The 23,563-nt window shown below is 63.5% G+C and carries 24 protein-coding genes; 22 read left to right on the forward strand and 2 right to left on the reverse strand.

The features are described from left to right. The first annotated feature begins 119 nt into the window (after positions 1–119). From rplK to QAZ47_RS20830, 7 genes are all read left to right on the forward strand, one after another. Complete coding sequence (gene rplK / locus QAZ47_RS20800) at positions 120–548, forward strand: 50S ribosomal protein L11 (protein ID WP_278077433.1); 429 nt, start codon at positions 120–122, stop codon at positions 546–548. 4 nt (positions 549–552) lie between these two features. Beyond that, positions 553–1,251, forward strand: a complete 699-nt coding sequence (gene rplA, locus QAZ47_RS20805; RefSeq protein ID WP_278230573.1) for a 50S ribosomal protein L1 — start codon at positions 553–555, stop codon at positions 1,249–1,251. Positions 1,252–1,671: 420 nt separating this feature from the next. Beyond that, on the forward strand, positions 1,672–2,190 hold the full coding sequence (gene rplJ, locus QAZ47_RS20810; protein ID WP_066989579.1) for a 50S ribosomal protein L10: 519 nt from the start codon (positions 1,672–1,674) through the stop codon (positions 2,188–2,190). Positions 2,191–2,244: 54 nt separating this feature from the next. After that, on the forward strand, positions 2,245–2,625 hold the full coding sequence (gene rplL, locus QAZ47_RS20815; protein WP_040983055.1) for a 50S ribosomal protein L7/L12: 381 nt from the start codon (positions 2,245–2,247) through the stop codon (positions 2,623–2,625). Between the two features lie 262 nt (positions 2,626–2,887). Further along, on the forward strand, positions 2,888–7,024 hold the full coding sequence (gene rpoB / locus QAZ47_RS20820) for a DNA-directed RNA polymerase subunit beta (RefSeq protein WP_278077430.1): 4,137 nt from the start codon (positions 2,888–2,890) through the stop codon (positions 7,022–7,024). Positions 7,025–7,221: 197 nt separating this feature from the next. Continuing rightward, the gene (gene rpoC, locus QAZ47_RS20825) at positions 7,222–11,418 is read left to right on the forward strand and encodes a DNA-directed RNA polymerase subunit beta' (protein ID WP_278230574.1); all 4,197 of its coding nucleotides are present in this window, start codon (positions 7,222–7,224) and stop codon (positions 11,416–11,418) included. 77 nt (positions 11,419–11,495) lie between these two features. Then, complete coding sequence (locus tag QAZ47_RS20830; protein ID WP_278202599.1) at positions 11,496–12,161, forward strand: O-methyltransferase; 666 nt, start codon at positions 11,496–11,498, stop codon at positions 12,159–12,161. A gap of 25 nt (positions 12,162–12,186) precedes the next feature. Here QAZ47_RS20830 and QAZ47_RS20835 read toward each other — a convergent pair whose 3' ends face one another. Beyond that, positions 12,187–13,116, reverse strand: coding sequence for a Gfo/Idh/MocA family oxidoreductase (locus QAZ47_RS20835; RefSeq protein ID WP_278230575.1), 930 nt, complete (start codon positions 13,114–13,116; stop codon positions 12,187–12,189). Positions 13,117–13,212: 96 nt separating this feature from the next. Beyond that, positions 13,213–13,494 carry a transcriptional regulator gene (locus QAZ47_RS20840; protein WP_278077448.1) on the reverse strand — a complete coding sequence of 94 codons (282 nt, stop codon included), beginning with the start codon at positions 13,492–13,494 and terminating at the stop codon, positions 13,213–13,215. 462 nt (positions 13,495–13,956) lie between these two features. On the opposite strand from QAZ47_RS20840, the gene rpsL reads away from it, so the two are divergent. From rpsL to rpsQ, 15 genes are all read left to right on the forward strand, one after another. Next, positions 13,957–14,328 carry a 30S ribosomal protein S12 gene (gene rpsL / locus QAZ47_RS20845; protein ID WP_006202128.1) on the forward strand — a complete coding sequence of 124 codons (372 nt, stop codon included), beginning with the start codon at positions 13,957–13,959 and terminating at the stop codon, positions 14,326–14,328. Between the two features lie 62 nt (positions 14,329–14,390). Continuing rightward, entirely contained in the window at positions 14,391–14,861 is a 471-nt protein-coding gene (gene rpsG / locus QAZ47_RS20850) for a 30S ribosomal protein S7 (protein ID WP_059189563.1), read from the forward strand. 29 nt (positions 14,862–14,890) lie between these two features. After that, positions 14,891–16,981: an elongation factor G gene (fusA, locus tag QAZ47_RS20855; protein WP_041003104.1), complete on the forward strand. Its 2,091-nt coding sequence runs from the start codon at positions 14,891–14,893 to the stop codon at positions 16,979–16,981. 65 nt (positions 16,982–17,046) lie between these two features. Further along, complete coding sequence (gene tuf, locus QAZ47_RS20860; RefSeq protein ID WP_278077423.1) at positions 17,047–18,222, forward strand: elongation factor Tu; 1,176 nt, start codon at positions 17,047–17,049, stop codon at positions 18,220–18,222. A 68-nt stretch (positions 18,223–18,290) separates the two neighbouring features. Further along, a complete protein-coding gene (gene rpsJ / locus QAZ47_RS20865; protein WP_006205468.1) occupies positions 18,291–18,599 on the forward strand; it encodes a 30S ribosomal protein S10 in 309 nt (102 codons plus the stop codon). A 93-nt stretch (positions 18,600–18,692) separates the two neighbouring features. After that, positions 18,693–19,409 carry a 50S ribosomal protein L3 gene (rplC, locus tag QAZ47_RS20870; protein WP_278077422.1) on the forward strand — a complete coding sequence of 239 codons (717 nt, stop codon included), beginning with the start codon at positions 18,693–18,695 and terminating at the stop codon, positions 19,407–19,409. Next, positions 19,409–20,029: a 50S ribosomal protein L4 gene (rplD, locus tag QAZ47_RS20875; RefSeq protein ID WP_126094109.1), complete on the forward strand. Its 621-nt coding sequence runs from the start codon at positions 19,409–19,411 to the stop codon at positions 20,027–20,029. Before rplC ends, rplD begins: the two co-directional genes overlap by 1 nt. Further along, positions 20,026–20,319 carry a 50S ribosomal protein L23 gene (locus QAZ47_RS20880; protein WP_059188488.1) on the forward strand — a complete coding sequence of 98 codons (294 nt, stop codon included), beginning with the start codon at positions 20,026–20,028 and terminating at the stop codon, positions 20,317–20,319. The genes rplD and QAZ47_RS20880 overlap by 4 nt, the downstream gene beginning before the upstream one ends. Positions 20,320–20,341: 22 nt before the next feature. Next, complete coding sequence (rplB, locus tag QAZ47_RS20885; RefSeq protein ID WP_040970375.1) at positions 20,342–21,175, forward strand: 50S ribosomal protein L2; 834 nt, start codon at positions 20,342–20,344, stop codon at positions 21,173–21,175. Between the two features lie 16 nt (positions 21,176–21,191). After that, complete coding sequence (gene rpsS / locus QAZ47_RS20890) at positions 21,192–21,470, forward strand: 30S ribosomal protein S19 (RefSeq protein WP_006205463.1); 279 nt, start codon at positions 21,192–21,194, stop codon at positions 21,468–21,470. A 3-nt stretch (positions 21,471–21,473) separates the two neighbouring features. Then, the gene (rplV, locus tag QAZ47_RS20895; protein WP_059188489.1) at positions 21,474–21,863 is read left to right on the forward strand and encodes a 50S ribosomal protein L22; all 390 of its coding nucleotides are present in this window, start codon (positions 21,474–21,476) and stop codon (positions 21,861–21,863) included. Further along, positions 21,863–22,585 (forward strand): 30S ribosomal protein S3, encoded by a 723-nt coding sequence (gene rpsC, locus QAZ47_RS20900; RefSeq protein WP_126084115.1) that lies wholly within the window; start codon positions 21,863–21,865, stop codon positions 22,583–22,585. The genes rplV and rpsC overlap by 1 nt, the downstream gene beginning before the upstream one ends. Before the next feature lie 27 nt (positions 22,586–22,612). Beyond that, a complete protein-coding gene (gene rplP, locus QAZ47_RS20905) occupies positions 22,613–23,026 on the forward strand; it encodes a 50S ribosomal protein L16 (RefSeq protein ID WP_027170364.1) in 414 nt (137 codons plus the stop codon). Positions 23,027–23,038: 12 nt separating this feature from the next. Continuing rightward, positions 23,039–23,239, forward strand: coding sequence for a 50S ribosomal protein L29 (gene rpmC / locus QAZ47_RS20910; protein WP_278077418.1), 201 nt, complete (start codon positions 23,039–23,041; stop codon positions 23,237–23,239). Between the two features lie 11 nt (positions 23,240–23,250). Beyond that, entirely contained in the window at positions 23,251–23,490 is a 240-nt protein-coding gene (gene rpsQ, locus QAZ47_RS20915) for a 30S ribosomal protein S17 (protein ID WP_059188492.1), read from the forward strand. Positions 23,491–23,563: the final 73 nt, after the last annotated feature.

Consider the following 23,563-nt stretch of genomic DNA (forward strand, 5'->3'; position numbering starts at 1 on the left):
CTGCCATGAACGGGTGGGAGGCGAAAGCGGTTTAGCCGGCCGCTGGAACCGCACCACCGGACTGCAACCGCCGGCATTTCCCGACAGCGGGGCCGGCATGAGAAAAGGCAGGAATAGAGATGGCTAAGAAAGTTGCAGGCCAGCTCAAGCTCCAGGTTGCCGCGGGCTCGGCCACGCCGTCGCCCCCGATCGGCCCGGCGCTTGGTCAGCGCGGCATCAACATCATGGAGTTCTGCAAGGCGTTCAACGCGCAGACCCAGGAACTGGAGAAGGGCTCGCCCATCCCGGTCGTGATCACTTACTACCAGGACAAGTCGTTCACCTTCGTCATGAAGACGCCGCCGGTGAGCTACTTCCTGAAGAAGGCCGCCAACCTGAAGTCGGGCTCCAAGGAGCCGGGCAAGACCAAGGTCGGCACGATCTCGCGCGACAAGGTGCGCCAGATCGCCGAGCAGAAGATGAAGGACCTGAACGCAAACGACGTCGAGGCGGCCATGCGCATGGTCGAGGGCTCCGCCCGCTCGATGGGCCTGGAAGTGGTGGGCTAAGATCATGGCAAAGATTGCAAAGCGAGTTGCCAAGAGCCGCGAAGGCATCGATCCGAACAAGGCCTACGCCCTCAACGAGGCGCTGCAGCTGCTCAAGGACCGGTCTACGGTTAAGTTCGACGAGACCGTCGAGGTTTCGATGAACCTTGGCGTCGATCCCCGCCATGCCGACCAGATGGTCCGCGGCGTGGTCAATCTGCCGAACGGCACCGGCCGCTCGGTTCGCGTCGCCGTGTTCGCGCGCGGCGACAAGGCCGAGGAAGCCAAGGCCGCCGGCGCCGATATCGTTGGCGCCGAGGACCTGGTCGAGATCGTCCAGAAGGGCACGATCGATTTCGATCGCTGCATCGCCACCCCGGACATGATGCCGCTGGTCGGCCGCCTGGGTAAGGTGCTCGGCCCGCGCGGCATGATGCCGAACCCGAAGGTCGGCACCGTGACCACCGATGTCGCGGCCGCCGTCAAGGCTTCGAAGGGCGGCGCCGTCGAGTTCCGCGTCGAGAAGGCCGGCATCGTCCAGGCCGGCGTCGGCAAGGTCTCGTTCGACGTCAAGGCGCTGGAAGAGAATGTGCGGGCCTTCGCTGATGCGGTGAACAAGGCAAAGCCCGCCGGCGCCAAGGGCAACTACGTCAAGAAGGTGTCGGTCACCTCGACGATGGGTCCCGGCCTCAAGCTCGACATCGCGACGCTCGCCGCGTCGTAAGTGTCGTCCTGATCGGCTTCAGGCCGGTCGTTAGAGCATGATCCGGAACCGGTTTTCGGAAAAGATCATGCTCCAACAAAGAAGAATTCCGGACCGCCGATCCGTCGGCGGTCCGGTAACCCGGAGGCCGAAAGGCTTCCGGATATCCTGTCCGAGATTGCAGGCGGCCCAAAAGCCTTAATTCGCATGGGCCTGCATGAGACGGGTGAAGACCCGACAAAGGAGCGAAAAGCTCCAATGAAAGGTTCGAACCGTGTTTGCCTTTTGTCAGCACATCGCCGGCTTGGCCGTCGGTGTGGCGAAAGGGGGCAGGATCCTCGAGCGCCGTTCGGGAGATCCGTTTTTTGGATGGCCCGGCCGGCAAAAGGCAACCCGACCTCTGACCTCGAGAATGAGGCAGGGGTCAACTGGAGATAGGCAGTGGACAGAGCGGAAAAACGCGAACTCGTCACGGGCCTGAACGAAGCGTTCTCGAACGCGGGTTCAGTCGTCGTGGCCCACTACGCCGGTATCACCGTGGCGCAAATGAACGACCTGAGGTCGAAGATGCGCGCCGCCGGTGGCACCGTCAAAGTCGCGAAGAACCGTCTCGCCAAGATCGCTCTTCAGGGCACGGACTCCGCATCGATCGTCGATCTGTTCAAGGGACAGACGCTGATCGCTTATTCGGAGGATCCGGTTGCGGCGCCGAAGATCGCGTCCGAGTTCGCCAAGGGGAATGACAAGCTGATCATTCTCGGCGGCGCGATGGGCTCGACCTCGCTCAACGCCGACGGTGTCAAGGCACTCGCTACGATGCCGTCGCTCGACGAGCTGCGCGCCAAGCTGGTTGGCATGATCGCCACGCCGGCAACCCGGATCGCCCAGATCGTCAATGCGCCCGCGGCTTCGGTCGCGCGCGTCATCGGCGCTTACGCCCGGAAGGACGAGGCGGCATGAGGCCGTTCCTCGCTGTCAACAACACACGTTCGAACCAAGTAAAGGAATACACAAATGGCTGATCTCGCGAAGATCGTAGACGACCTTTCGAAGCTGACCGTCCTCGAGGCGGCCGAGCTGTCGAAGCTCCTGGAAGAGAAGTGGGGCGTTTCGGCCGCCGCTCCGGTGGCGGTTGCCGCTGCTGCCGGTGGCGCTGCCGCTGCTGCTGCTCCGGCTGAAGAGAAGACGGAATTCGACGTCGTTCTCGCCGACGCCGGCGCCCAGAAGATCAACGTCATCAAGGAAGTCCGCGCCATCACCGGCCTTGGCCTCAAGGAAGCCAAGGACCTGGTCGAAGCGGCTCCGAAGCCGGTCAAGGAAGGCGTTTCCAAGGCCGACGCCGACAAGTTCAAGGCTCAGCTGGAAGCAGCTGGCGCCAAGGTCGAGCTGAAGTAATAGGCGAGGGCGGACGGTCTCGCGCCGTCCGCCCCCTCCCTGGTTAAGGGGGAGGTTTCGTGAACGCGAGACGTTTGAAAACCTCTTTCCTGAGGGCCGGAAGCGGCCTTCAGGAAACGGGTTTTCTCCCGTTTTAGCCGGCAGCCGCCAAGCGATTGGAAAGGGCGGCCGGAAAACAGACAGGGGCAGCCGGCGAGGCGGCCCGTTGGTGCAAGGCGAACCGCGGCGAGGTTCGTCCCGAGTTTTGAGCTAAGGAGCGACGATGGCCCAGACCCAGACTTTCAATGGCCGCAGACGCGTACGCAAGTTCTTCGGAAAGATCCCGGAAGTTGCGGAGATGCCGAACCTGATCGAGGTTCAGAAGGCATCCTATGACCAGTTCCTGATGGTGGACGAGCCCAAGGGCGGGCGTCCTGACGAGGGACTGCAGGCCGTTTTCAAGTCGGTCTTCCCGATCTCCGATTTTTCCGGCTCCTCGATGCTGGAATTCGTGAAGTATGAGTTCGAAGGACCGAAATTCGACGTTGACGAGTGCCGTCAGCGCGACCTGACCTATGCCGCGCCGCTCAAGGTGACGCTGCGCCTCATCGTGTTTGATATCGACGAGGATACCGGTGCCAAGTCGATCAAGGATATCAAGGAGCAGGACGTCTACATGGGCGACATGCCGCTCATGACTTCGAACGGCACCTTCATCGTCAACGGCACCGAGCGCGTCATCGTCTCGCAGATGCACCGCTCGCCGGGCGTCTTCTTCGACCATGACAAGGGCAAGTCGCACTCGTCGGGCAAGCTGCTGTTTGCCGCGCGCGTCATTCCCTATCGCGGTTCCTGGCTCGACATCGAGTTCGACTCCAAGGACGTCGTGCACGCCCGTATCGACCGCCGCCGCAAGATTCCGGTGACGTCGCTCCTGATGGCGCTCGGCATGGACGGCGAAGAGATCCTGTCGACCTTCTACAACAAGATCACCTACAAGCGCGCCGGCGACCACTGGCGCATCCCGTTCAACGTCGAGCGGTTCCGCGGCCTCAAGGCCGTCGGCGACCTGGTCGATGCCGACACGGGCGAGATCGTCGTCGAGGCCGGCAAGAAGATCACCGCCCGCCAGGCCCGCCAGCTCGGCGAGAAGGGCCTTAAGGCGATCAAGGCAACCGACGAGGACCTGCTCGGCAACTACCTGGCCGAGGACATCGTCAACTACGCCACCGGCGAGATCTTCCTCGAGGCCGGCGACGAGATCGACGACAAGACGCTGAAGGTGCTGCTCGGCACCGGCGAGGACGAGATCCAGATCCTCGACATCGACCATGTCAATGTCGGCGCCTACATTCGCAACACTTTGGCCGTCGACAAGAACGAGAGCCGCCAGGACGCGCTGTTCGACATCTACCGCGTCATGCGCCCGGGCGAGCCGCCGACGCTCGAGACCGCCGAAGCCATGTTCAACTCGCTGTTCTTCGACAGCGAGCGCTATGACCTGTCGGCCGTCGGCCGCGTCAAGATGAACATGCGCCTCGAGCTCAAGGCCGAGGACACCGTGCGCGTGCTGCGCAAGGAAGACATCCTGGCCGTGGTCAAGACGCTGGTGGAGCTGCGCGACGGCAAAGGCGAGATCGACGACATCGACAATCTCGGCAACCGCCGCGTGCGTTCGGTCGGCGAGCTGATGGAGAATCAGTACCGCGTCGGCCTGCTGCGCATGGAGCGCGCGATCAAGGAACGCATGTCCTCGATCGAGATCGACACGGTCATGCCGCAGGACCTGATCAACGCCAAGCCGGCGGCGGCCGCCGTGCGCGAGTTCTTCGGCTCCTCGCAGCTGTCGCAGTTCATGGACCAGACCAATCCGCTGTCCGAGATCACCCACAAGCGCCGCCTGTCGGCGCTTGGACCGGGCGGTCTGACCCGCGAGCGCGCCGGCTTCGAGGTGCGCGACGTGCACCCGACGCATTACGGCCGCATCTGCCCGATCGAGACGCCGGAAGGCCCGAATATCGGTCTGATCAACTCGCTCGCCACTTTCGCGCGCGTCAACAAGTACGGCTTCATCGAGAGCCCGTACCGCAAGATCGTCAACGGCAAGCTGACCAATGAAGTCGTCTATCTGTCGGCGATGGAAGAGGCCAAGCACCATGTCGCGCAGGCCAACGCCGAGCTCGACAAGAACGGCAGCTTCGTCGACGAGTTCGTCATCTGCCGCAACGCCGGCGAGGTGATGATGGCGCCGCGCGAGAACGTCGACCTGATGGACGTGTCGCCGAAGCAGATGGTCTCGGTGGCGGCGGCGCTCATCCCGTTCCTCGAGAACGACGACGCCAACCGCGCGCTGATGGGCTCGAACATGCAGCGTCAAGCCGTGCCGCTGGTGCGCGCCGAGGCGCCGTTCGTCGGCACCGGCATGGAGCCGGTCGTGGCTCGCGACTCGGGTGCCGCCATCGGTGCCCGCCGCGGCGGCGTGGTCGACCAGGTGGACGCCACCCGTATCGTCATCCGTGCGACGGAAGATCTCGACCCGGCCAAGTCCGGCGTCGACATCTACCGGCTGATGAAGTTCCAGCGTTCGAACCAGAACACCTGCATCAACCAGCGCCCGCTGGTGCGTGTGGGCGACCGGGTGAACAAGGGCGACATCATTGCCGACGGTCCGTCGACCGAGCTCGGCGATCTGGCGCTCGGCCGCAACGTGCTGGTCGCGTTCATGCCTTGGAACGGCTACAACTACGAGGACTCGATCCTGCTCTCCGAGCGCATCGTGGCCGACGACGTCTTCACCTCGATCCATATCGAGGAGTTCGAGGTCATGGCCCGCGACACCAAGCTCGGACCAGAGGAAATCACGCGCGACATTCCGAACGTTTCGGAAGAAGCGCTGAAGAACCTCGACGAGGCCGGCATCGTCTATATCGGCGCGGAAGTGCAGCCGGGCGACATCCTGGTCGGCAAGATCACGCCGAAGGGCGAAAGCCCGATGACGCCGGAAGAAAAGCTGCTGCGCGCCATCTTCGGCGAGAAGGCCTCGGACGTTCGCGACACCTCCATGCGCATGCCTCCGGGCACCTTCGGCACCGTCGTCGAAGTGCGCGTCTTCAACCGCCACGGCGTGGAGAAGGACGAGCGCGCCATGGCGATCGAGCGCGAGGAGATCGAGCGCCTGGCCAAGGACCGCGACGACGAGCAGGCGATCCTCGACCGCAACGTCTACTCGCGTCTTTCCGACATGCTGGTCGGCAAGGATGCGATCGCCGGACCGAAGGGCTTCAAGAAGGGCTCGAAGCTGTCGAAGGACACGCTTGACGAGTATCCGCGCTCGCAGTGGTGGCAGTTCGCCGTGGAGAACGAAAAGCTCCAGAGCGAACTGGAAGCGCTGCGCGGCCAGTACGACGACTCCAAGAAGGCGCTCGAGCAGCGCTTCATGGACAAGGTCGAGAAGGTGCAGCGCGGCGACGAGATGCCTCCGGGCGTCATGAAGATGGTCAAGGTCTTCGTGGCGGTGAAGCGCAAGATGCAGCCGGGCGACAAGATGGCCGGCCGTCACGGCAACAAGGGTGTCGTGTCGCGCATCGTTCCGGTCGAGGACATGCCTTTCCTCGAGGACGGCACGCATGCCGACATCGTGCTCAACCCGCTGGGTGTGCCGAGCCGCATGAATGTCGGCCAGATCCTGGAAACGCATCTGGGCTGGGCCTGCGCCGGCATGGGCAGGAAGATCGGCGAGCTGATCGATGCCTACAAGTCGGGCGGCGACATCAAGCCGCTGCGCAAGACGCTGGAAAGCTTCATGCCTTCCAACGACCGCAACGAGCCGATCCGCGACTATGACGACGAGAGCATCATTCGCCTGAGCGAGCAGATGCGCCGCGGCGTCTCCATCGCGACCCCGGTGTTCGACGGCGCGCACGAGGCCGACATCAACACCATGCTGGAGCAGGCCGGCCTGCACACCAGCGGTCAGTCGCAGCTCTATGACGGCCGCACCGGCGAGCCGTTCGATCGCAAGGTGACGATGGGCTACATCTATATGCTCAAGCTTCACCACCTGGTGGACGACAAGATCCACGCGCGCTCGATCGGTCCGTACTCGCTCGTCACCCAGCAGCCGCTGGGCGGCAAGGCGCAGTTCGGCGGCCAGCGCTTCGGCGAAATGGAGGTCTGGGCGCTCGAAGCTTACGGCGCCGCCTACACGCTGCAGGAAATGCTGACGGTGAAGTCGGACGACGTGGCCGGGCGCACCAAGGTCTACGAGGCGATCGTCAGAGGCGACGACACCTTCGAGGCGGGTATCCCCGAGAGCTTCAACGTTCTCGTCAAGGAAATGCGTTCGCTGGGCCTCAATGTCGAACTGGAGAACACCAAGTTCGAAGACGCTCCTGTCCGGCTGCCGGATGCTGCCGAATAGGGGCGCAGCCGAGTAAGGCAATGGCGCGCCGCTACCCAAGTCGCGGCGCGTCCCGAGCATGATCCCGAAAGCCGGTTTTCGGACGAGATCATGCTCAACCAAGAAGTATTCTTCGGCCGGTCGGGCCGGCCAGTCTGCGGGCATTCGGCCCGCGATCGATGCAAGGGGTTTTCGAGGACCCCGAAAAGGAGAACGGCATGAACCAAGAGGTCATGAATCTCTTCAACCCCCAGGCGCCTGCGCAGGTGTTCGATTCCATCCGGATCTCGCTTGCCAGCCCCGAGAAGATTCTGTCCTGGTCGTTCGGCGAGATCAAGAAGCCGGAGACCATCAACTACCGCACCTTCAAGCCGGAGCGTGACGGTCTGTTCTGCGCGCGCATTTTTGGCCCGATCAAGGACTACGAGTGCCTGTGCGGCAAGTACAAGCGCATGAAGTACAAGGGCGTCATCTGCGAGAAGTGCGGCGTCGAAGTCACGCTGTCGCGCGTCCGCCGCGAGCGCATGGGCCATATCGAGCTCGCCGCGCCCGTCGCCCACATCTGGTTCCTGAAGTCGCTGCCCTCGCGCATCGGCACGCTGCTCGACATGACGCTGAAGGACATCGAGCGTGTGCTTTACTTCGAGAACTACATCGTCACCGAGCCCGGCCTCACCGCGCTGAAGGAGCACCAGCTGCTCAGCGAGGAAGAGTACATGCTGGCCGTCGACGAGTATGGCGAGGATTCCTTCACCGCCATGATCGGCGCCGAAGCCATCCATGACCTGCTCGCCGGCATGGACCTGGAGAAGATCGCCGGCGACCTGCGCTCCGAGCTGGCTTCGACCACGTCCGAGCTCAAGCAGAAGAAGCTCTTGAAACGGCTCAAGGTCGTCGAGAACTTCATGGAATCCGGCAACCGCCCGGAATGGATGATCATGAAGGTGGTTCCGGTTATCCCGCCGGATCTTCGCCCGCTCGTCCCGCTGGACGGCGGCCGCTTCGCGACGTCCGACCTCAACGACCTCTATCGCCGCGTCATCAACCGCAACAACCGCCTGAAGCGGCTGATCGAGCTGCGCGCGCCTGGCATCATCGTGCGCAACGAAAAGCGCATGCTGCAGGAGGCCGTCGACGCGCTCTTCGACAACGGTCGCCGCGGCCGCGTCATCACCGGCGCCAACAAGCGTCCGCTGAAGTCGCTGTCCGACATGCTGAAGGGCAAGCAGGGCCGGTTCCGCCAGAACCTGCTCGGCAAGCGCGTCGACTATTCCGGCCGCTCGGTCATCGTGACCGGTCCGGAGCTCAAGCTGCATCAGTGCGGCCTGCCGAAGAAGATGGCGCTCGAACTCTTCAAGCCCTTCATCTACGCCCGCCTCGACGCCAAGGGTTTCTCCTCGACGGTCAAGCAGGCGAAGAAGCTGGTCGAGAAGGAGCGTCCGGAGGTTTGGGATATCCTCGACGAGGTCATCCGCGAGCATCCGGTGCTGTTGAACCGCGCGCCGACGCTGCACCGCCTCGGCATCCAGGCGTTCGAGCCGATCCTGATCGAAGGCAAGGCGATCCAGCTGCATCCGCTGGTCTGCACGGCCTTCAACGCCGACTTCGACGGTGACCAGATGGCGGTCCACGTGCCGCTGTCGCTGGAAGCGCAGCTCGAAGCCCGCGTGCTGATGATGTCGACCAACAACATCCTGCACCCGGCCTCCGGCGCGCCGATCATCGTGCCGTCGCAGGACATGGTTCTCGGTCTCTACTATCTGTCGATCGTCAACCAGAACGAGCCGGGCGAAGGCATGGTGTTCGCCGACATGGGCGAGCTCCAGCATGCGCTGGAGACCAAGGCCGTCACGCTGCACGCCAAGATCAAGGGTCGCTTCCGCACGGTCGATGCCGAAGGCAAGGTCGTGTCGAAGATCTACGACACCACGCCTGGCCGCATGATCATCGGCGAGCTTCTGCCGAAGAACGTCAACGTGCCTTATGAGACCGCCAACCAGGAGATGACCAAGAAGAACATCTCCAAGATGATCGACACCGTCTACCGCCACTGCGGCCAGAAGGAGACGGTCATCTTCTGCGATCGCATCATGGCCCTCGGCTTCGCCCATGCCTGCCGCGCCGGCATTTCGTTCGGCAAGGACGACATGGTGATCCCGGACACCAAGCTGAAGCTGGTCTCCGACACCGAGGCTTTGGCCAAGGAGTACGAGCAGCAGTACAATGACGGCCTGATCACCCAGGGCGAGAAGTACAACAAGGTGGTCGACGCCTGGGCCAAGTGCTCGGAAAAGGTCGCCGACGAGATGATGGCCCGCATCAAGGCGGTCGAGTTCGAGGAAAACGGCCGTCAGAAGCCGATGAACTCGATCTACATGATGTCGCATTCGGGTGCGCGCGGTTCGCCCACCCAGATGCGCCAGCTCGCCGGCATGCGCGGCCTGATGGCCAAGCCTTCGGGCGAGATCATCGAGACGCCCATCATCTCGAACTTCAAGGAAGGCCTTACCGTGCTCGAGTACTTCAACTCGACCCACGGCGCCCGCAAGGGTCTGGCCGACACTGCGTTGAAGACGGCGAACTCGGGTTACCTGACCCGCCGTCTGGTCGACGTGGCGCAGGACTGCATCGTCAATTCGCTGGATTGCGGCACCGACAAGGGCCTCACCATGCAGCCGATCGTCGATGCCGGCCAGATCGTCGCCTCGGTCGGTCAGCGCGTGCTGGGCCGCACGGCGCTCGACGACATCAACCACCCGGTCTCCGGCGAATTGCTGGTCAAGGCCGGCAAGCTGATGGACGAGCGCGACGTGGAGCAGATCGAGAAGGCCGGCGTGCAGTCGGTGCGCATCCGCTCGGCGCTGACCTGCGAGGTCAGGACCGGCGTCTGCGCGGTCTGCTATGGTCGCGATCTTGCCCGCGGCACGCCCGTCAACCAGGGCGAGGCTGTCGGCGTCATCGCTGCGCAGTCGATCGGCGAGCCGGGCACCCAGCTCACCATGCGCACCTTCCACATGGGCGGCACCGCGCAGGTGGTGGACTCTTCGTTCCTTGAAGCCTCCTATGAGGGCAAGGTCGAGATCCGCAACCGCAACGTGGTGCGCAACTCCGACGGCCAGCAGATGGTCATGGGCCGCAACATGGCGGTCCTGATCCTCGACGAGGCCGGCAAGGAGCGCGCCACGCACCGCGTCGCCTATGGCTCGCGCATCTTCGTGGACGATGGCGACAAGGTGAAGCGCGGCCAGCGCATCGCCGAGTGGGATCCTTATACCCGCCCGATCCTCACCGAAATCGAGGGCAAGGTGGCGTTCGAGGATCTGGTCGACGGCATTTCCGTTCAGGAGACGGCCGACGAATCGACCGGCATCACCAAGCGCGAGGTCATCGACTGGCGCTCGACGCCGCGCGGCAGCGACCTGAAGCCGGCGATCGTCGTCCAAGACGCCAAGGGCAAGGTCGGCAAGCTGTCGAAGGGCGGCGATGCGCGCTTCCTGCTCTCGGTCGAGGCCATCCTCTCGGTTGAGCCGGGCGCGCATGTCCGTCCGGGCGACGTGCTGGCGCGTATCCCCATGGAAAGCGCCAAGACCAAGGACATCACCGGTGGTCTGCCGCGCGTTGCCGAACTGTTCGAGGCTCGCCGTCCGAAGGACCACGCCATCATCGCCGAGATCGATGGCACGATCCGCTTCGGCCGCGACTACAAGAACAAGCGTCGCATCGTCATCGAGCCGCATGACTCGACGCTGGAGCCGGTCGAGTACCTGATCCCGAAGGGCAAGCCGTTCCATCTCCAGGACGGCGACGTCATCGAGAAGGGCGACTACATCCTCGACGGCAATCCGGCGCCGCATGACATCCTGGCGATCAAGGGCGTGGAGGCGCTTGCGTCCTACCTCGTCAACGAGATCCAGGAGGTCTACCGCCTGCAGGGCGTGTCGATCAACGACAAGCACATCGAGGTGATCGTTCGCCAGATGCTGCAGAAGGTCGAGATCACCGCGCAGGGCGACTCGACCTACATTCCTGGCGACCACGTCGACGTGATCGAGCTGGAAGAGGTCAACGAGCGCCTGATCGAGGACGGCAAGAAGCCGGCCGAAGGTCAGCCGGTGCTGCTCGGCATCACCAAGGCCTCGCTGCAGACGCCGTCCTTCATCTCGGCCGCCTCCTTCCAGGAGACGACCAGGGTGCTGACCGAGGCCGCGGTTGCCGGCAAGACCGACATGCTGCAGGGTCTGAAGGAAAACGTCATCGTCGGCCGTCTGATCCCGGCCGGCACCGGCGGCACGATGAGCCAGATCCGGCGCATCGCCACCTCGCGCGACGAGCTGATCATCGACGAGCGCCGCAAGGCGTCCGGCGTCGAGGTCGCCGAGCCGATGCTGACCAACATGGTCAACGCCGCGCAGTAAGCGCGGATGGAACAAGAGAAAGAAAAAGGGGCCTGCGTGGCCCCTTTTTTGCATTCCTGCCAAGACAAGGATGAACCATGAGCGCCAGGACCTGGACGGCTGTCGACGACTATATCGTCGCCTCTCTCTTCGAAGCGGATCCCGCGCTTGACGCCGCGCTTGCGGCCAACCGCGAGCAGGGTCTGCCGGCCATCGACGTTTCGCCAGCGCAGGGCAAATTGCTTTCGCTGCTGGTGCGGATTGGCGGTGCGAAAAAGGTGCTCGAGATCGGCACGCTCGGCGGCTACTCGACCATCTGGATGGCAAGGGGTCTGCCTGCCGACGGCAAGGTCGTGACGCTGGAACTCGACCCGCACCACGCCGAGGTCGCGCGCTCGAACTTCGAGCGGGCAGGGGTCTCCGACAAGGTGGATTTGCGTCTCGGGCCGGCCCTTCAGTCGCTCACGGTGTTGGTCAGCGAAAATGCCGGTCCGTTCGACCTGATCTTCATCGACGCCGACAAACCGAACAACCCGAACTATCTCTCCTGGGCCATGCGGCTTGCGCGCTCGGGGACGGTGATCGTCTGCGACAACGTCATCCGCGACGGCGCCGTCGTGAACAAGGATAGCGGCGATGCCAACGTCGAAGGCGCACGCGCGGCGTTCTCCTTCATTGGCGGCGAGAAGCGCCTGAACGGCACCGCCATCCAGACCGTCGGCGCCAAGGGCTACGACGGGTTTGCCATTGCGATCGTGGACTGACGCCGGCAGCGCCAGTCCCGCCGACTCAATCGAAGAACGGTTCGACCACGTTACGCTTGCCGAGCATGAAGGCGTCGGCGACATGCTGAAGCGGTGCCAGGTCGACGTCTGAGATGCCGGCCCGCACGATCTCGGCGAAGCGTTTGTAGAGCATCGGATACTCGGCCTCCGGCTCATCATGGATGATTTTGCCGTCGACGGCGAGCTTTGCGCCGCCGCCCGAAAGCACCATCTTGCCCTTGTCGGTCTCGGCCAGGATGTCCCAGCTCTGCGGACCGGTCTGCAGCCAGTCGAGCTCCATCGTCACCGGCAGCCCGGTCGAGGTGCGGAAGACGACATGCGCTGCGACCGGCGACGCACGATTCTCGGGGAAGTCGAGAATGGCCGAGGTGATGAACATCGGCGGCAGGATGTGGGTCGCGATCGACAGAGCGTTGATGCCTGGATCGAAGACGCCGAAACCGCCCGGCGCCCAGATCCATTCCTGGTTCGGGTGCCAGCGGCGCACGTCCTCCTTCCAGTTGATGGCGGCCGAGCTGACCTTGGCCGAGGCGAGGAAGGCGCGCGCGGCCTCGACCGCCGGCGCATAGCGCGAATGCCAACTGGCGAAAAGCGAAACGCCTTTCTTCGCGGCAATCGCCTTCAGGTCCTCGACCTCGCTGACGGTGGCGCCCGGCGGCTTCTCCATAAAGACATGCTTCCCGGCCTCGAGCGCGGCTCGCGCCGCGTCGTAGCGGAACTGCGGCGGCATGCAGAGCGAGACGGCTTCCAGGTTGGGCTCGGCGTCGAGCATCGCCTCGATCGTCGGATAGTTCGGGATGCCGTCGACCTTGCCGTGGCGGCTCGCGGCGGCTGCAAGCTGATAGCTGCCGTCCTTGGCGAGTGCGGGAAGGTGCTGATCGCGGACGATCTTCCCAACGCCGACGATACCGAGCCTGATGGGATTGCTGGTCATGGGAGCTCCGAGCGATTTTGGCTGAGATGTTCTAGGCAGGACAAAGGTGCCCGGCAAGCCAGGACGAATGAGGAGGCGTTCCGGCCGCCTTGCCGATCAGATCGGTTCGTCGAAGGTGACGATCGACACTTCACCTTCCAGCGCGCCTTGATAGGCCGACAGATGCGGCTCCTCGTCGGGCACGCCTTCCATGTCGCCGATCTGGTCGAGCTCGGCTTCGGCGAATCCTTCGGCCGCGAGCGATTCGAGCGCGCGGCGCACGGCAGAATCATCGTCGGGCGCGACCAGCATCACATGCACGCCCTCCGGCTTGCCGCCCTTGCGCCGCCAGACCCGGCCGGTGATGATAGTGACCGGGCGCTCTTCATTGTCGTTCACGGGCTGATTCCTCCGGAAGAGAGGGTTTTTGCCATTCATGCCGCCTTCTTGCACGAAGCCGGCTGAGATGACAGCCGAAACCCGGTCACTTTCTTCCCCGCTCTTGAAAAAAGACGCAAGAAAATTACATGCGTTTTCCGCATGGCTGCCAAGCTCCGGATCGGGCGCAATATTTGCCGTTCCGGGGTTGACGGATATCGGCCTTGCGAGTAGAAGCCGCCACGTCAGAACCGATGTGAGACTTGCCTTTCCGAGGCGACGCGCCTTGGAGTTTGCCTCAAACAGGGTTCGTTTTACGAGCGAAAAGACATCTCCGGCGCGCATGAAGCGGCTTCCGCTTCCTCTGCAATTTGTTCGGGCAGGACCGCGAGACGCGGTGTGTTGCCCGAATTTGCGTATGGAAATGACGCTTTGAGCGGCCCTGACAGGGCAAGACACGGAATTGAGAGACAAGAGGGTTTAATGCCTACCGTCAACCAGCTGATCCGCAAGCCGCGCCTGGCGCCGGTGAAGCGCAACAAGGTCCCGGCCATGCAGCAGAACCCGCAGAAGCGGGGCGTCTGCACGCGCGTCTACACCACGACGCCGAAGAAGCCGAACTCGGCGCTGCGCAAGGTGGCCAAGATCCGCCTGACCAATGGTTTCGAAGTGATCGGCTACATCCCGGGCGAAGGCCATAACCTTCAGGAGCACTCGGTGGTCATGATCCGCGGCGGCCGCGTCAAGGATCTGCCGGGCGTCCGCTACCACATCATCCGCGGCGTGCTCGACACGCAGGGTGTGAAGAACCGCAAGCAGCGCCGTTCGAAATACGGCGCGAAGCGTCCGAAGTAAGGGTTTCCGGCTTCGGCGCTTTTTTTGACTGCGCCGTGCCACGAGATTGAGAGACAAAAGCCATGTCCCGTCGTCACAGTGCAGAAAAGCGTGAGATCAATCCGGACCCCAAGTTCGGCGACCTGATCGTCACCAAGTTCATGAACGCCGTCATGTATGACGGCAAGAAGTCGGTCGCCGAGACCATCGTCTACGGCGCGCTCGACCAGGTCCAGGCCAAGACCAAGCAGGAGCCGGTCACCGTCTTCCATCAGGCGCTCGACAATGTCGCGCCGCATGTGGAAGTGCGCTCGCGTCGCGTCGGCGGCGCCACCTACCAGGTTCCGGTCGACGTGCGCCCCGAGCGCCGTCAGGCGCTGGCGATCCGCTGGCTTATCGCCGCGGCCCGCAACCGTAACGAGACCACCATGATCGACCGCCTCTCGGGCGAGCTGATGGATGCGGCCAACAACCGCGGCACGGCCGTCAAGAAGCGTGAAGACACCCACAAGATGGCGGAAGCCAACCGCGCCTTCGCGCACTACCGCTGGTAAAGCGCGAACGAGACTGAGAGGCACCTCCCATGGCCCGCGAATACAAAATCGAAGACTACCGCAATTTCGGTATCATGGCGCATATCGACGCCGGCAAGACGACGACGACCGAGCGCGTCCTGTACTACACGGGCAAGTCGCACAAGATCGGCGAAGTCCATGACGGCGCTGCCACCATGGACTGGATGGAGCAGGAGCAGGAACGCGGCATCACCATCACCTCGGCCGCGACCACGACCTTCTGGAAGGGCCGTGACGGCAAGATGCGCCGCTTCAACATCATCGACACCCCCGGACACGTCGACTTCACCATTGAGGTCGAGCGTTCGCTGCGCGTGCTCGATGGCGCCATCGCGCTGCTCGATGCCAACGCCGGCGTCGAGCCGCAGACCGAGACCGTGTGGCGCCAGGCTGACAAGTACCACGTGCCGCGCATGATCTTCTGCAACAAGATGGACAAGATCGGCGCCGACTTCTACCGCTCGGTGGACATGATCGGCTCGCGCCTTGGCGCGCAGGCCGTCGTCATGCAGCTGCCGATCGGCGCCGAGACCGAGTTCAAGGGCGTTGTCGACCTCGTCGAGATGAACGCGCTCGTCTGGCGCGACGAGACGCTGGGCGCTGCCTGGGACGTCGTCGAGATTCCGGCCGACCTCAAGGAGAAGGCCGCGCAGTATCGCGAGAAGATGATCGAGGCCGCCGTCGAGATGGACGAGACCGCGCTCGAGAACTACCTCGAAGGCAACATGCCGTCGAACGACGAGATCCGTGCGCTGATCCGCAAGGGCACCATCGCGGTCAAGTTCTTCCCGATGTTCTGCGGCTCGGCCTTCAAGAACAAGGGCGTGCAGCCGCTGCTCGACGCCGTCGTCGAATATCTGCCGTCGCCGATCGACGTGCCGGCCATCAAGGGCGTCGACGCCAAGACCGACGCCGAGATCGAGCGTCATGCCGACGACAACGAGCCGCTGTCGATGCTGGCGTTCAAGATCATGAACGACCCGTTCGTCGGCTCGCTGACCTTTGCCCGCATCTATTCGGGCAAGCTCACCAAGGGCACCTCGCTCGACAACACCGTGAAGGGCAAGAAGGAGCGCATCGGCCGCATGCTGCAGATGCATGCGAACTCGCGCGCCGACATCGAGGAAGCCTATGCCGGCGACATCGTCGCGCTGGCCGGCCTCAAGGACACGACCACCGGCGACACGCTGTGCGACCCGCTGCACCCGGTCATCCTCGAGCGCATGGAATTCCCCGATCCGGTCATCCAGATCGCCATCGAGCCGAAGACCAAGAACGACCAGGAGAAGATGGGCCTCGCGCTGCATCGCCTGGCGGCCGAGGACCCGTCCTTCCGCGTCAAGACCGACGAGGAAAGCGGTCAGACCATCATCGCCGGCATGGGCGAGCTGCATCTCGACATCATCGTCGACCGCATGCGCCGCGAGTTCAAGGTGGAAGCCAATGTCGGCGCTCCGCAGGTGGCCTATCGCGAGACGATCACCCGCACCCACGAGCAGGACTACACGCACAAGAAGCAGACCGGCGGTACCGGCCAGTTCGCGCGCGTCAAGATCCTGTTCGAGCCGAACACCGAGAGCGAAGAATTCGTGTTCGAGTCCAAGATCGTCGGCGGCGCGGTGCCGAAGGAATACATCCCGGGCGTCGAGAAGGGCATCCAGAGCGTCATGGGCTCCGGCCCGTTCGCCGGCTTCCCGATGATCGGCGTCAAGGCGACGCTGATCGACGGCGCCTTCCACGATGTCGACTCCTCGGTGCTGGCGTTCGAAATCGCGTCCCGCGCCTGCTTCAAGGAAGCAGCGCCCAGGCTCGGCGTTCAGCTGCTCGAGCCGATCATGAAGGTCGAGGTCGTGACGCCTGAAGACTATGTCGGCGGCGTCATCGGCGACCTCAACGGCCGCCGTGGCCAGATCCAGGGCCAGGAAGCGCGTGGCGTGGCTGTCGTCATCAACGCCATGGTGCCTTTGGCCAACATGTTCAAGTACGTCGACAATCTGCGTTCGATGTCGCAGGGCCGCGCCCAGTACACGATGCAGTTCGACCACTACGAACCGGTTCCGACCGCGGTCGCCCAGGAAGTCCAGAAGAAATACGCGTAACTCGAGCGGGTTGCACGAGACCTTAATTTGAGCCCCGCACGGGCAAGCAGGAATGGAGACATCACATGGCAAAAGGTAAATTCGAGCGCACCAAGCCGCATGTGAACATTGGCACGATCGGTCACGTCGATCATGGCAAGACGTCGCTGACGGCGGCGATCACGAAGTATTTTGGCGAATACAAGCGCTATGACCAGATCGACGCGGCGCCGGAAGAGAAGGCGCGCGGCATCACCATTTCGACGGCGCATGTCGAGTACGAGACGGCCAACCGTCACTATGCCCACGTCGACTGCCCCGGCCACGCCGACTATGTGAAGAACATGATCACCGGCGCCGCCCAGATGGACGGCGCGATCCTGGTGGTTTCGGCCGCCGACGGCCCGATGCCGCAGACGCGCGAGCACATCCTGCTTGCCCGCCAGGTCGGCGTGCCCTCGATCGTGGTGTTTTTGAACAAGGTCGACCAGGTCGACGACGCTGAGCTGCTCGAGCTGGTCGAGCTCGAGGTTCGCGAGCTTCTGACCAAGAACGAGTTCCCCGGCGACGACATTCCGATCGTCAAGGGCTCGGCGCTGGCAGCCCTCGAGGACTCCAACAAGACCATCGGCGAGGACGCCATCCGCGAGCTGATGGCTCAGGTCGACGCCTACATCCCGACGCCGGTGCGTCCGCTGGACAAGCCGTTCCTGATGCCGATCGAGGACGTGTTCTCGATCTCGGGCCGCGGCACGGTCGTGACCGGCCGCGTCGAGCGCGGCGTGGTCAAGGTCGGCGAGGAGTTGGAGATCGTCGGCATCCGTCCGACGGCCAAGACCACCTGCACGGGCGTCGAGATGTTCCGCAAGCTGCTCGACCAGGGTCAGGCCGGCGACAACATCGGCGCGCTGCTGCGCGGCATCGACCGCGAGGGCGTTGAGCGCGGCCAGGTTCTGGCCAAGCCCGGTTCGGTGAAGCCGCACAAGAAGTTCACGGCCGAAGCCTACATCCTGACCAAGGACGAGGGTGGCCGTCACACGCCGTTCTTCACCAACTACCGTCCGCAGTTCTACTTCCGCACCACGGACGTGACGGGCATTGTGACGCTGCCGGCCGGCACCGAGATGGTGATGCCTGGCGACAACATCACCGTCGACGTCGAGCTGATCGTGCCGATCGCCATGGAAGAGAAGCTGCGCTTCGCCATCCGTGAAGGCGGCCGCACCGTCGGTGCCGGCATCGTCGTCACCATCAAAGAGTAATTGGACTGAAACGGATCTGTCGCGGGCGCGGGGGCTGCCCGCGCCGCGCCAGAACAAGGAATTGACGCATGAACGGACAGAATATCCGCATCCGCCTTAAGGCGTTTGATCACCGGGTGCTCGACGCCTCGACGCGCGAAATCGTGTCGACCGCCAAGCGCACCGGCGCCAACGTCCGCGGCCCCATTCCGCTGCCGACGCGGATCGAAAAGTTCACGGTCAACCGGTCGCCTCACGTCGACAAGAAGAGCCGCGAGCAGTTCGAGATGCGCACCCACAAGCGGCTGCTCGACATCGTCGATCCGACCCCGCAGACGGTCGATGCTCTGATGAAGCTCGATCTGGCCGCCGGTGTCGACGTCGAGATCAAGCTCTAAGGAACAAGAGGGCGGGGCGACCCGGAACTCTGAAGGAACAAGAGGCGTGGAGGGGCGCTAGCCCCGACAGGGAACTCTAAAGGAATTGAACCGATGCGTTCAGGTGTGATTGCAAAGAAGGTGGGAATGACCCGCATCTACAACGATGCCGGGGAACACGTTCCCGTCACCGTTCTCCAGATGGAGAACTGCCAGGTCGTGGCGCAGCGCACGCAGGAGAAGAACGGCTACACCGCCGTCCAGCTCGGCGTTGGCCTTGCCAAGGTGAAGAACACGTCGAAGGCGATGCGCGGCCATTTCGCTGCCGCCTCCGTCGAGCCGAAGGCGAAGCTCGCCGAGTTCCGCGTCTCCGCCGAGAACATGATCGACGTCGGCGCCGAGCTCACCGTCGAGCACTTCGTCGCCGGCCAGAAGGTCGACGTGACGGGCACCTCGACCGGCAAGGGTTTCCAGGGCGTGATCAAGCGGCACAACATGGGTGGTGGCCGCGCCACGCACGGTAACTCGGTCTCGCACCGCACGCACGGCTCGACCGGTCAGCGCCAGGACCCCGGCAAGGTGTTCAAGGGCAAGAAGATGGCCGGCCACATGGGCGACGTCCGCGTCACCACGCAGAATGTCGAGGTCGTCTCGACCGATGCCGACCGCGGCCTGATCCTGATCCGTGGCGCCGTTCCGGGCGTCAAGGGCGCCTGGATCCTGGTCCGTGACGCGGCCAAGGTTGCGCTGCCGGCCAATGCGCCGAAGCCTGCCGCGATCCGCGCTGCTGCCGCCAAGAACGAAGCCCCGGCCACCGAGGGAGCGGAATAATGGACCTCAAGATTACAACGCTCGGCGGCAAGGACGCCGGCAAGGTGAAACTCTCCGAGGAGATTTTCGGCCTTGACCCGCGCGAGGACATCCTGCAGCGCGTCGTGCGCTGGCAGCTCGCCAAGAAGCAGCAGGGCACGCACAAGGCCAAGGGTCGCGCCGAGATCGCGCGTACCGGCGCCAAGATGTACAAGCAGAAGGGTACGGGCCGCGCCCGTCACCATTCGGCTCGCGCTCCGCAGTTCCGCGGCGGCGGCAAGGCGCACGGCCCGGTCGTGCGCAGCCACGAGCACGAGCTGCCGAAGAAGGTGCGCGCGCTGGGCTTGAAGCATGCTCTCTCAGCCAAGGCCAAGAGCGCTTCGCTGATCATCGTCGACGAGCTGAAGCTGGCCGAAGCCAAGACCAAGGCGCTGGCAGCTAGCCTCGAGACGCTCGGGCTCACCAATGCCCTGGTGATCGGCGGCGCCGAGCTCGACCAGAACTTCAAGCTGGCGGCCACCAACATTCCCAACATCGACGTGCTGCCGATCCAGGGCATCAACGTCTACGACATTCTGCGCCGCGGCACGCTGGTCCTTTCCAAGGCCGCCGTCGAGGCTCTCGAGGAGCGCTTCAAATGACCGACCTTCGTCACTACGACGTGATCGTCTCGCCGGCGATCACTGAAAAGTCGACCATGGCTTCCGAGCAGAACCAGGTCGTCTTCAACGTCGCCAAGAAGGCGTCGAAGCCGGAAATCAAGGCCGCCGTCGAAGCGCTCTTCGGCGTCAAGGTGATGGCCGTGAACACGCTCGTCCGCAAGGGCAAGATCAAGCGCTTCCGCGGCACGGTTGGCCGCCAGGGCGACGTCAAGAAGGCGGTTGTGACGCTGGCCGACGGCCAGTCGATCGACGTCGCGACGGGTCTCTGAGCAAGGCCGCGAGGACAGGACAATGGCACTCAAGAAATTCAACCCGGTAACGCCGAGCACCCGCCAGCTGGTCATCGTCGACCGCTCGGGCCTCTACAAGGGCAAGCCCGTCAAGGGCCTGACCGAAGGCCTGACCAAGTCGGGCGGCCGCAACAACTACGGCCGCATCACGGCCCGCTTCATCGGCGGCGGTCACAAGCGTTCGTACCGCATCATCGACTTCAAGCGTAAGAAGTACGACGTCGTCGGCACGGTGGAGCGTATCGAATACGATCCGAACCGCACCGCCTTCATCGCGCTGATCAAGTATGACGATGGCGAGCTGTCCTACATCCTGGCGCCGCAGCGTCTGGCTGCCGGCGACAAGATCGTGGCTGGCGAAGCCGTCGACGTGAAGCCGGGCAACGCGATGCCGCTGGCCTCCATGCCGGTCGGCACGATCGTCCATAACATCGAGCTGAAGCCGGGCAAGGGCGGCCAGGTCGCCCGTTCGGCGGGCGGCTACGCCCAGCTCGTCGGCCGCGACCAGGGCATGGCGATCCTGCGTCTGAACTCGGGCGAGCAGCGCGTCGTGCACGGCTCCTGCATGGCCACCGTCGGCGCCGTGTCGAACCCCGACCACGGCAACATCAACGACGGCAAGGCCGGCCGCACGGTGTGGCGCGGCAAGCGCCCGCACAATCGCGGCGTGGCCATGAACCCGGTCGATCATCCGCACGGTGGTGGTGAAGGCCGCACCTCGGGTGGCCGTCATCCGGTTTCGCCCTGGGGCAAGCCGACCAAGGGCAAGAAGACGCGGTCCAACAAGGCGACCGACAAGTTCATCGTGCGCTCGCGCCATCAGCGCAAGAGCTAAGAAGAGGTAACGCCAAGTGACTCGTTCGATTTGGAAAGGCCCCTTCATCGACGGCTACCTTCTCAAGAAGGTGGACAAGGTTCGTGAAGGCGGTCGCAATGAGGTGATCAAGATGTGGAGCCGTCGCTCCACCATCCTGCCGCAGTTCGTCGGCTTCACCTTCGGTGTCTACAACGGCCAGAAGCATGTCCCGGTCTCGGTGAACGAGGACATGGTCGGTCACAAGTTCGGTGAATTCGCTCCGACCCGGACCTATTACGGTCACGGCGCGGATAAGAAGGCGAAGAGGAAGTAAATCATGGGCAAGGCCAAAGCTCCGCGTAGGCTTGCTGACAACGAAGCGCGCGCCGTGTTGCGCACGATCCGTATCAGCCCGCAGAAGCTGAACCTGGTTGCCGCGCTGATCCGCGGCAAGAAGGTCGCGACAGCGCTTTCCGACCTCGAATTCTCGGCCAAGCGGATTTCCGGCACGGTCAAGAAGACGCTGGAATCGGCGATCGCCAACGCGGAAAACAACCACGACCTCGATGTCGATTCGCTGATCGTATCGGAAGCCTATGTCGGCAAGTCGATCGTCATGAAGCGGTTCCACGCTCGTGGCCGTGGTCGCGCCAGCCGTATCGAAAAGCCGTTCTCGCACCTCACGATCGTCGTTCGTGAAGTCGAGGAAAAAGGGGAGGCCGCATAATGGGCCAGAAAGTCAATCCGATCGGGCTGCGTCTCGGCATCAACCGCACCTGGGATTCGCGCTGGTTCGCGAACACCGGCGAGTACGGCCAGCTGCTGCATGAGGACATCAAGATCCGCAAGTATCTTGAGAAGGAACTCAAGCAGGCCGCGATCTCCAAGGTCGTGATCGAGCGTCCGCACAAGAAGTGCCGCGTCACCATCCATGCCGCGCGTCCGGGCCTGATCATCGGCAAGAAGGGCGCCGACATCGAGAAGCTCCGCAAGAAGCTGATGGAGATGACGAAGTCCGAAACGCACCTCAACATCGTTGAAGTGCGCAAGCCGGAAATCGACGCCACACTGATCGCCCAGTCGATCGCCCAGCAGCTCGAGCGCCGCATCGCGTTCCGCCGCGCCATGAAGCGCGCCGTTCAGTCGGCCATGCGTCTCGGCGCCGAAGGCATCCGCATCAACTGCTCCGGCCGTCTCGGCGGCGCCGAAATCGCGCGCATGGAGTGGTACCGCGAAGGCCGCGTGCCGCTGCATACGCTGCGCGCCGACGTCGACTATGGCGTTGCCGAGGCGAACACGGCTTACGGCATCTGCGGCGTCAAGGTTTGGGTGTTCAAGGGCGAGATCCTCGAGCACGACCCGATGGCCTCTGAGCGTCGCGCCACGGAAGGCGATCATGCAGGTGCCGCTGGCGAGCGCGAGCGCGGTCGCCGTCGCGAGAACGCCTGAGACATTTGAGAATTTGGAGTTAGAACGATGCTGCAGCCAAAGCGCACAAAGTTCCGCAAGCAGTTCAAGGGCCGTATCCACGGTACCGCCAAGGGCGGCACCAACCTGGATTTCGGCGGTTTCGGACTGAAGGCGCTTGAGCCGAACCGCGTCACCGCGCGCGAGATCGAGGCGGCCCGCCGCGCGATCACCCGCGAGATGAAGCGCGCCGGCCGCGTCTGGATCCGGGTTTTCCCGGATCTGCCGGTCACCTCGAAGCCGACCGAAGTGCGCATGGGTAAGGGCAAGGGCGCCGTCGACTATTGGGCGGCTCGCGTCAAGCCTGGCCGCATCATGTTCGAGATCGACGGCGTCAGCGAGGAGACCGCGCGTGAGGCGCTGCGTCTCGGCGCCGCCAAGCTCTCGGTCAAGACGCGCTTCGTACAGCGCATCGCAGAATAAGGACGGGCGATCATGAAAGCCGAAGATATCCGGACCAAGACCCAGGATCAGCTGACCGACGACCTGGCCGCCCTCAAGAAGGAGCAGTTCAATCTGCGCTTCCAGAAGGCCACCGGCCAGCTCGAGAAGACCGCGCGCGTGAAGCAGGTCCGCAGGGACATCGCGCGCATCAAGACCATCGCCGCGGAAAAAGCCGCGGCCAAGAAGGCTTAAGGACGAGAACCATGCCAAAGCGCATCCTGCAGGGCACTGTCGTCAGCGACAAGAACGAGAAGACGGTTGTCGTCAAAGTCGAGCGGCGCTTCACGCATCCCGTGATGAAGAAGACCGTGCGCCTGACCAAGAAGTACAAGGCGCATGACGAGAACAACGCCCACAAGGTCGGCGACCAGGTGTTCATCCAGGAATCGAAGCCGATCTCCAAGGACAAGCGCTGGATCGTCGTCACTTCGGATCAGGCTTGATCCGGGCGAACGAAACGAATTTTGGACAGACCGGGGAAGGGTGTCGAACCCGTCCCGTTAGAAAAGAAGAAGG

Source organism: Mesorhizobium sp. WSM4904 (genome assembly GCF_029674545.1).
Classification (GTDB): domain Bacteria; phylum Pseudomonadota; class Alphaproteobacteria; order Rhizobiales; family Rhizobiaceae; genus Mesorhizobium.

Coding starts and splice junctions, on each gene's coding strand:
- rplK (WP_278077433.1), top strand. CDS start 120: ATGGCTAAGAAAGTTGCAGGCCAGCTCAAGCTCCAGGTTGCCGCGGGC.
- rplA (WP_278230573.1), top strand. CDS start 553: ATGGCAAAGATTGCAAAGCGAGTTGCCAAGAGCCGCGAAGGCATCGAT.
- rplL (WP_040983055.1), top strand. CDS start 2,245: ATGGCTGATCTCGCGAAGATCGTAGACGACCTTTCGAAGCTGACCGTC.
- rpoB (WP_278077430.1), top strand. CDS start 2,888: ATGGCCCAGACCCAGACTTTCAATGGCCGCAGACGCGTACGCAAGTTC.
- rpoC (WP_278230574.1), top strand. CDS start 7,222: ATGAACCAAGAGGTCATGAATCTCTTCAACCCCCAGGCGCCTGCGCAG.
- QAZ47_RS20830 (WP_278202599.1), top strand. CDS start 11,496: ATGAGCGCCAGGACCTGGACGGCTGTCGACGACTATATCGTCGCCTCT.
- QAZ47_RS20835 (WP_278230575.1), bottom strand. CDS start 13,116: ATGACCAGCAATCCCATCAGGCTCGGTATCGTCGGCGTTGGGAAGATC.
- rpsL (WP_006202128.1), top strand. CDS start 13,957: ATGCCTACCGTCAACCAGCTGATCCGCAAGCCGCGCCTGGCGCCGGTG.
- rpsG (WP_059189563.1), top strand. CDS start 14,391: ATGTCCCGTCGTCACAGTGCAGAAAAGCGTGAGATCAATCCGGACCCC.
- fusA (WP_041003104.1), top strand. CDS start 14,891: ATGGCCCGCGAATACAAAATCGAAGACTACCGCAATTTCGGTATCATG.
- tuf (WP_278077423.1), top strand. CDS start 17,047: ATGGCAAAAGGTAAATTCGAGCGCACCAAGCCGCATGTGAACATTGGC.
- rpsJ (WP_006205468.1), top strand. CDS start 18,291: ATGAACGGACAGAATATCCGCATCCGCCTTAAGGCGTTTGATCACCGG.
- rplC (WP_278077422.1), top strand. CDS start 18,693: ATGCGTTCAGGTGTGATTGCAAAGAAGGTGGGAATGACCCGCATCTAC.
- rplD (WP_126094109.1), top strand. CDS start 19,409: ATGGACCTCAAGATTACAACGCTCGGCGGCAAGGACGCCGGCAAGGTG.
- QAZ47_RS20880 (WP_059188488.1), top strand. CDS start 20,026: ATGACCGACCTTCGTCACTACGACGTGATCGTCTCGCCGGCGATCACT.
- rplB (WP_040970375.1), top strand. CDS start 20,342: ATGGCACTCAAGAAATTCAACCCGGTAACGCCGAGCACCCGCCAGCTG.
- rplV (WP_059188489.1), top strand. CDS start 21,474: ATGGGCAAGGCCAAAGCTCCGCGTAGGCTTGCTGACAACGAAGCGCGC.
- rpsC (WP_126084115.1), top strand. CDS start 21,863: ATGGGCCAGAAAGTCAATCCGATCGGGCTGCGTCTCGGCATCAACCGC.
- rplP (WP_027170364.1), top strand. CDS start 22,613: ATGCTGCAGCCAAAGCGCACAAAGTTCCGCAAGCAGTTCAAGGGCCGT.
- rpmC (WP_278077418.1), top strand. CDS start 23,039: ATGAAAGCCGAAGATATCCGGACCAAGACCCAGGATCAGCTGACCGAC.
- rpsQ (WP_059188492.1), top strand. CDS start 23,251: ATGCCAAAGCGCATCCTGCAGGGCACTGTCGTCAGCGACAAGAACGAG.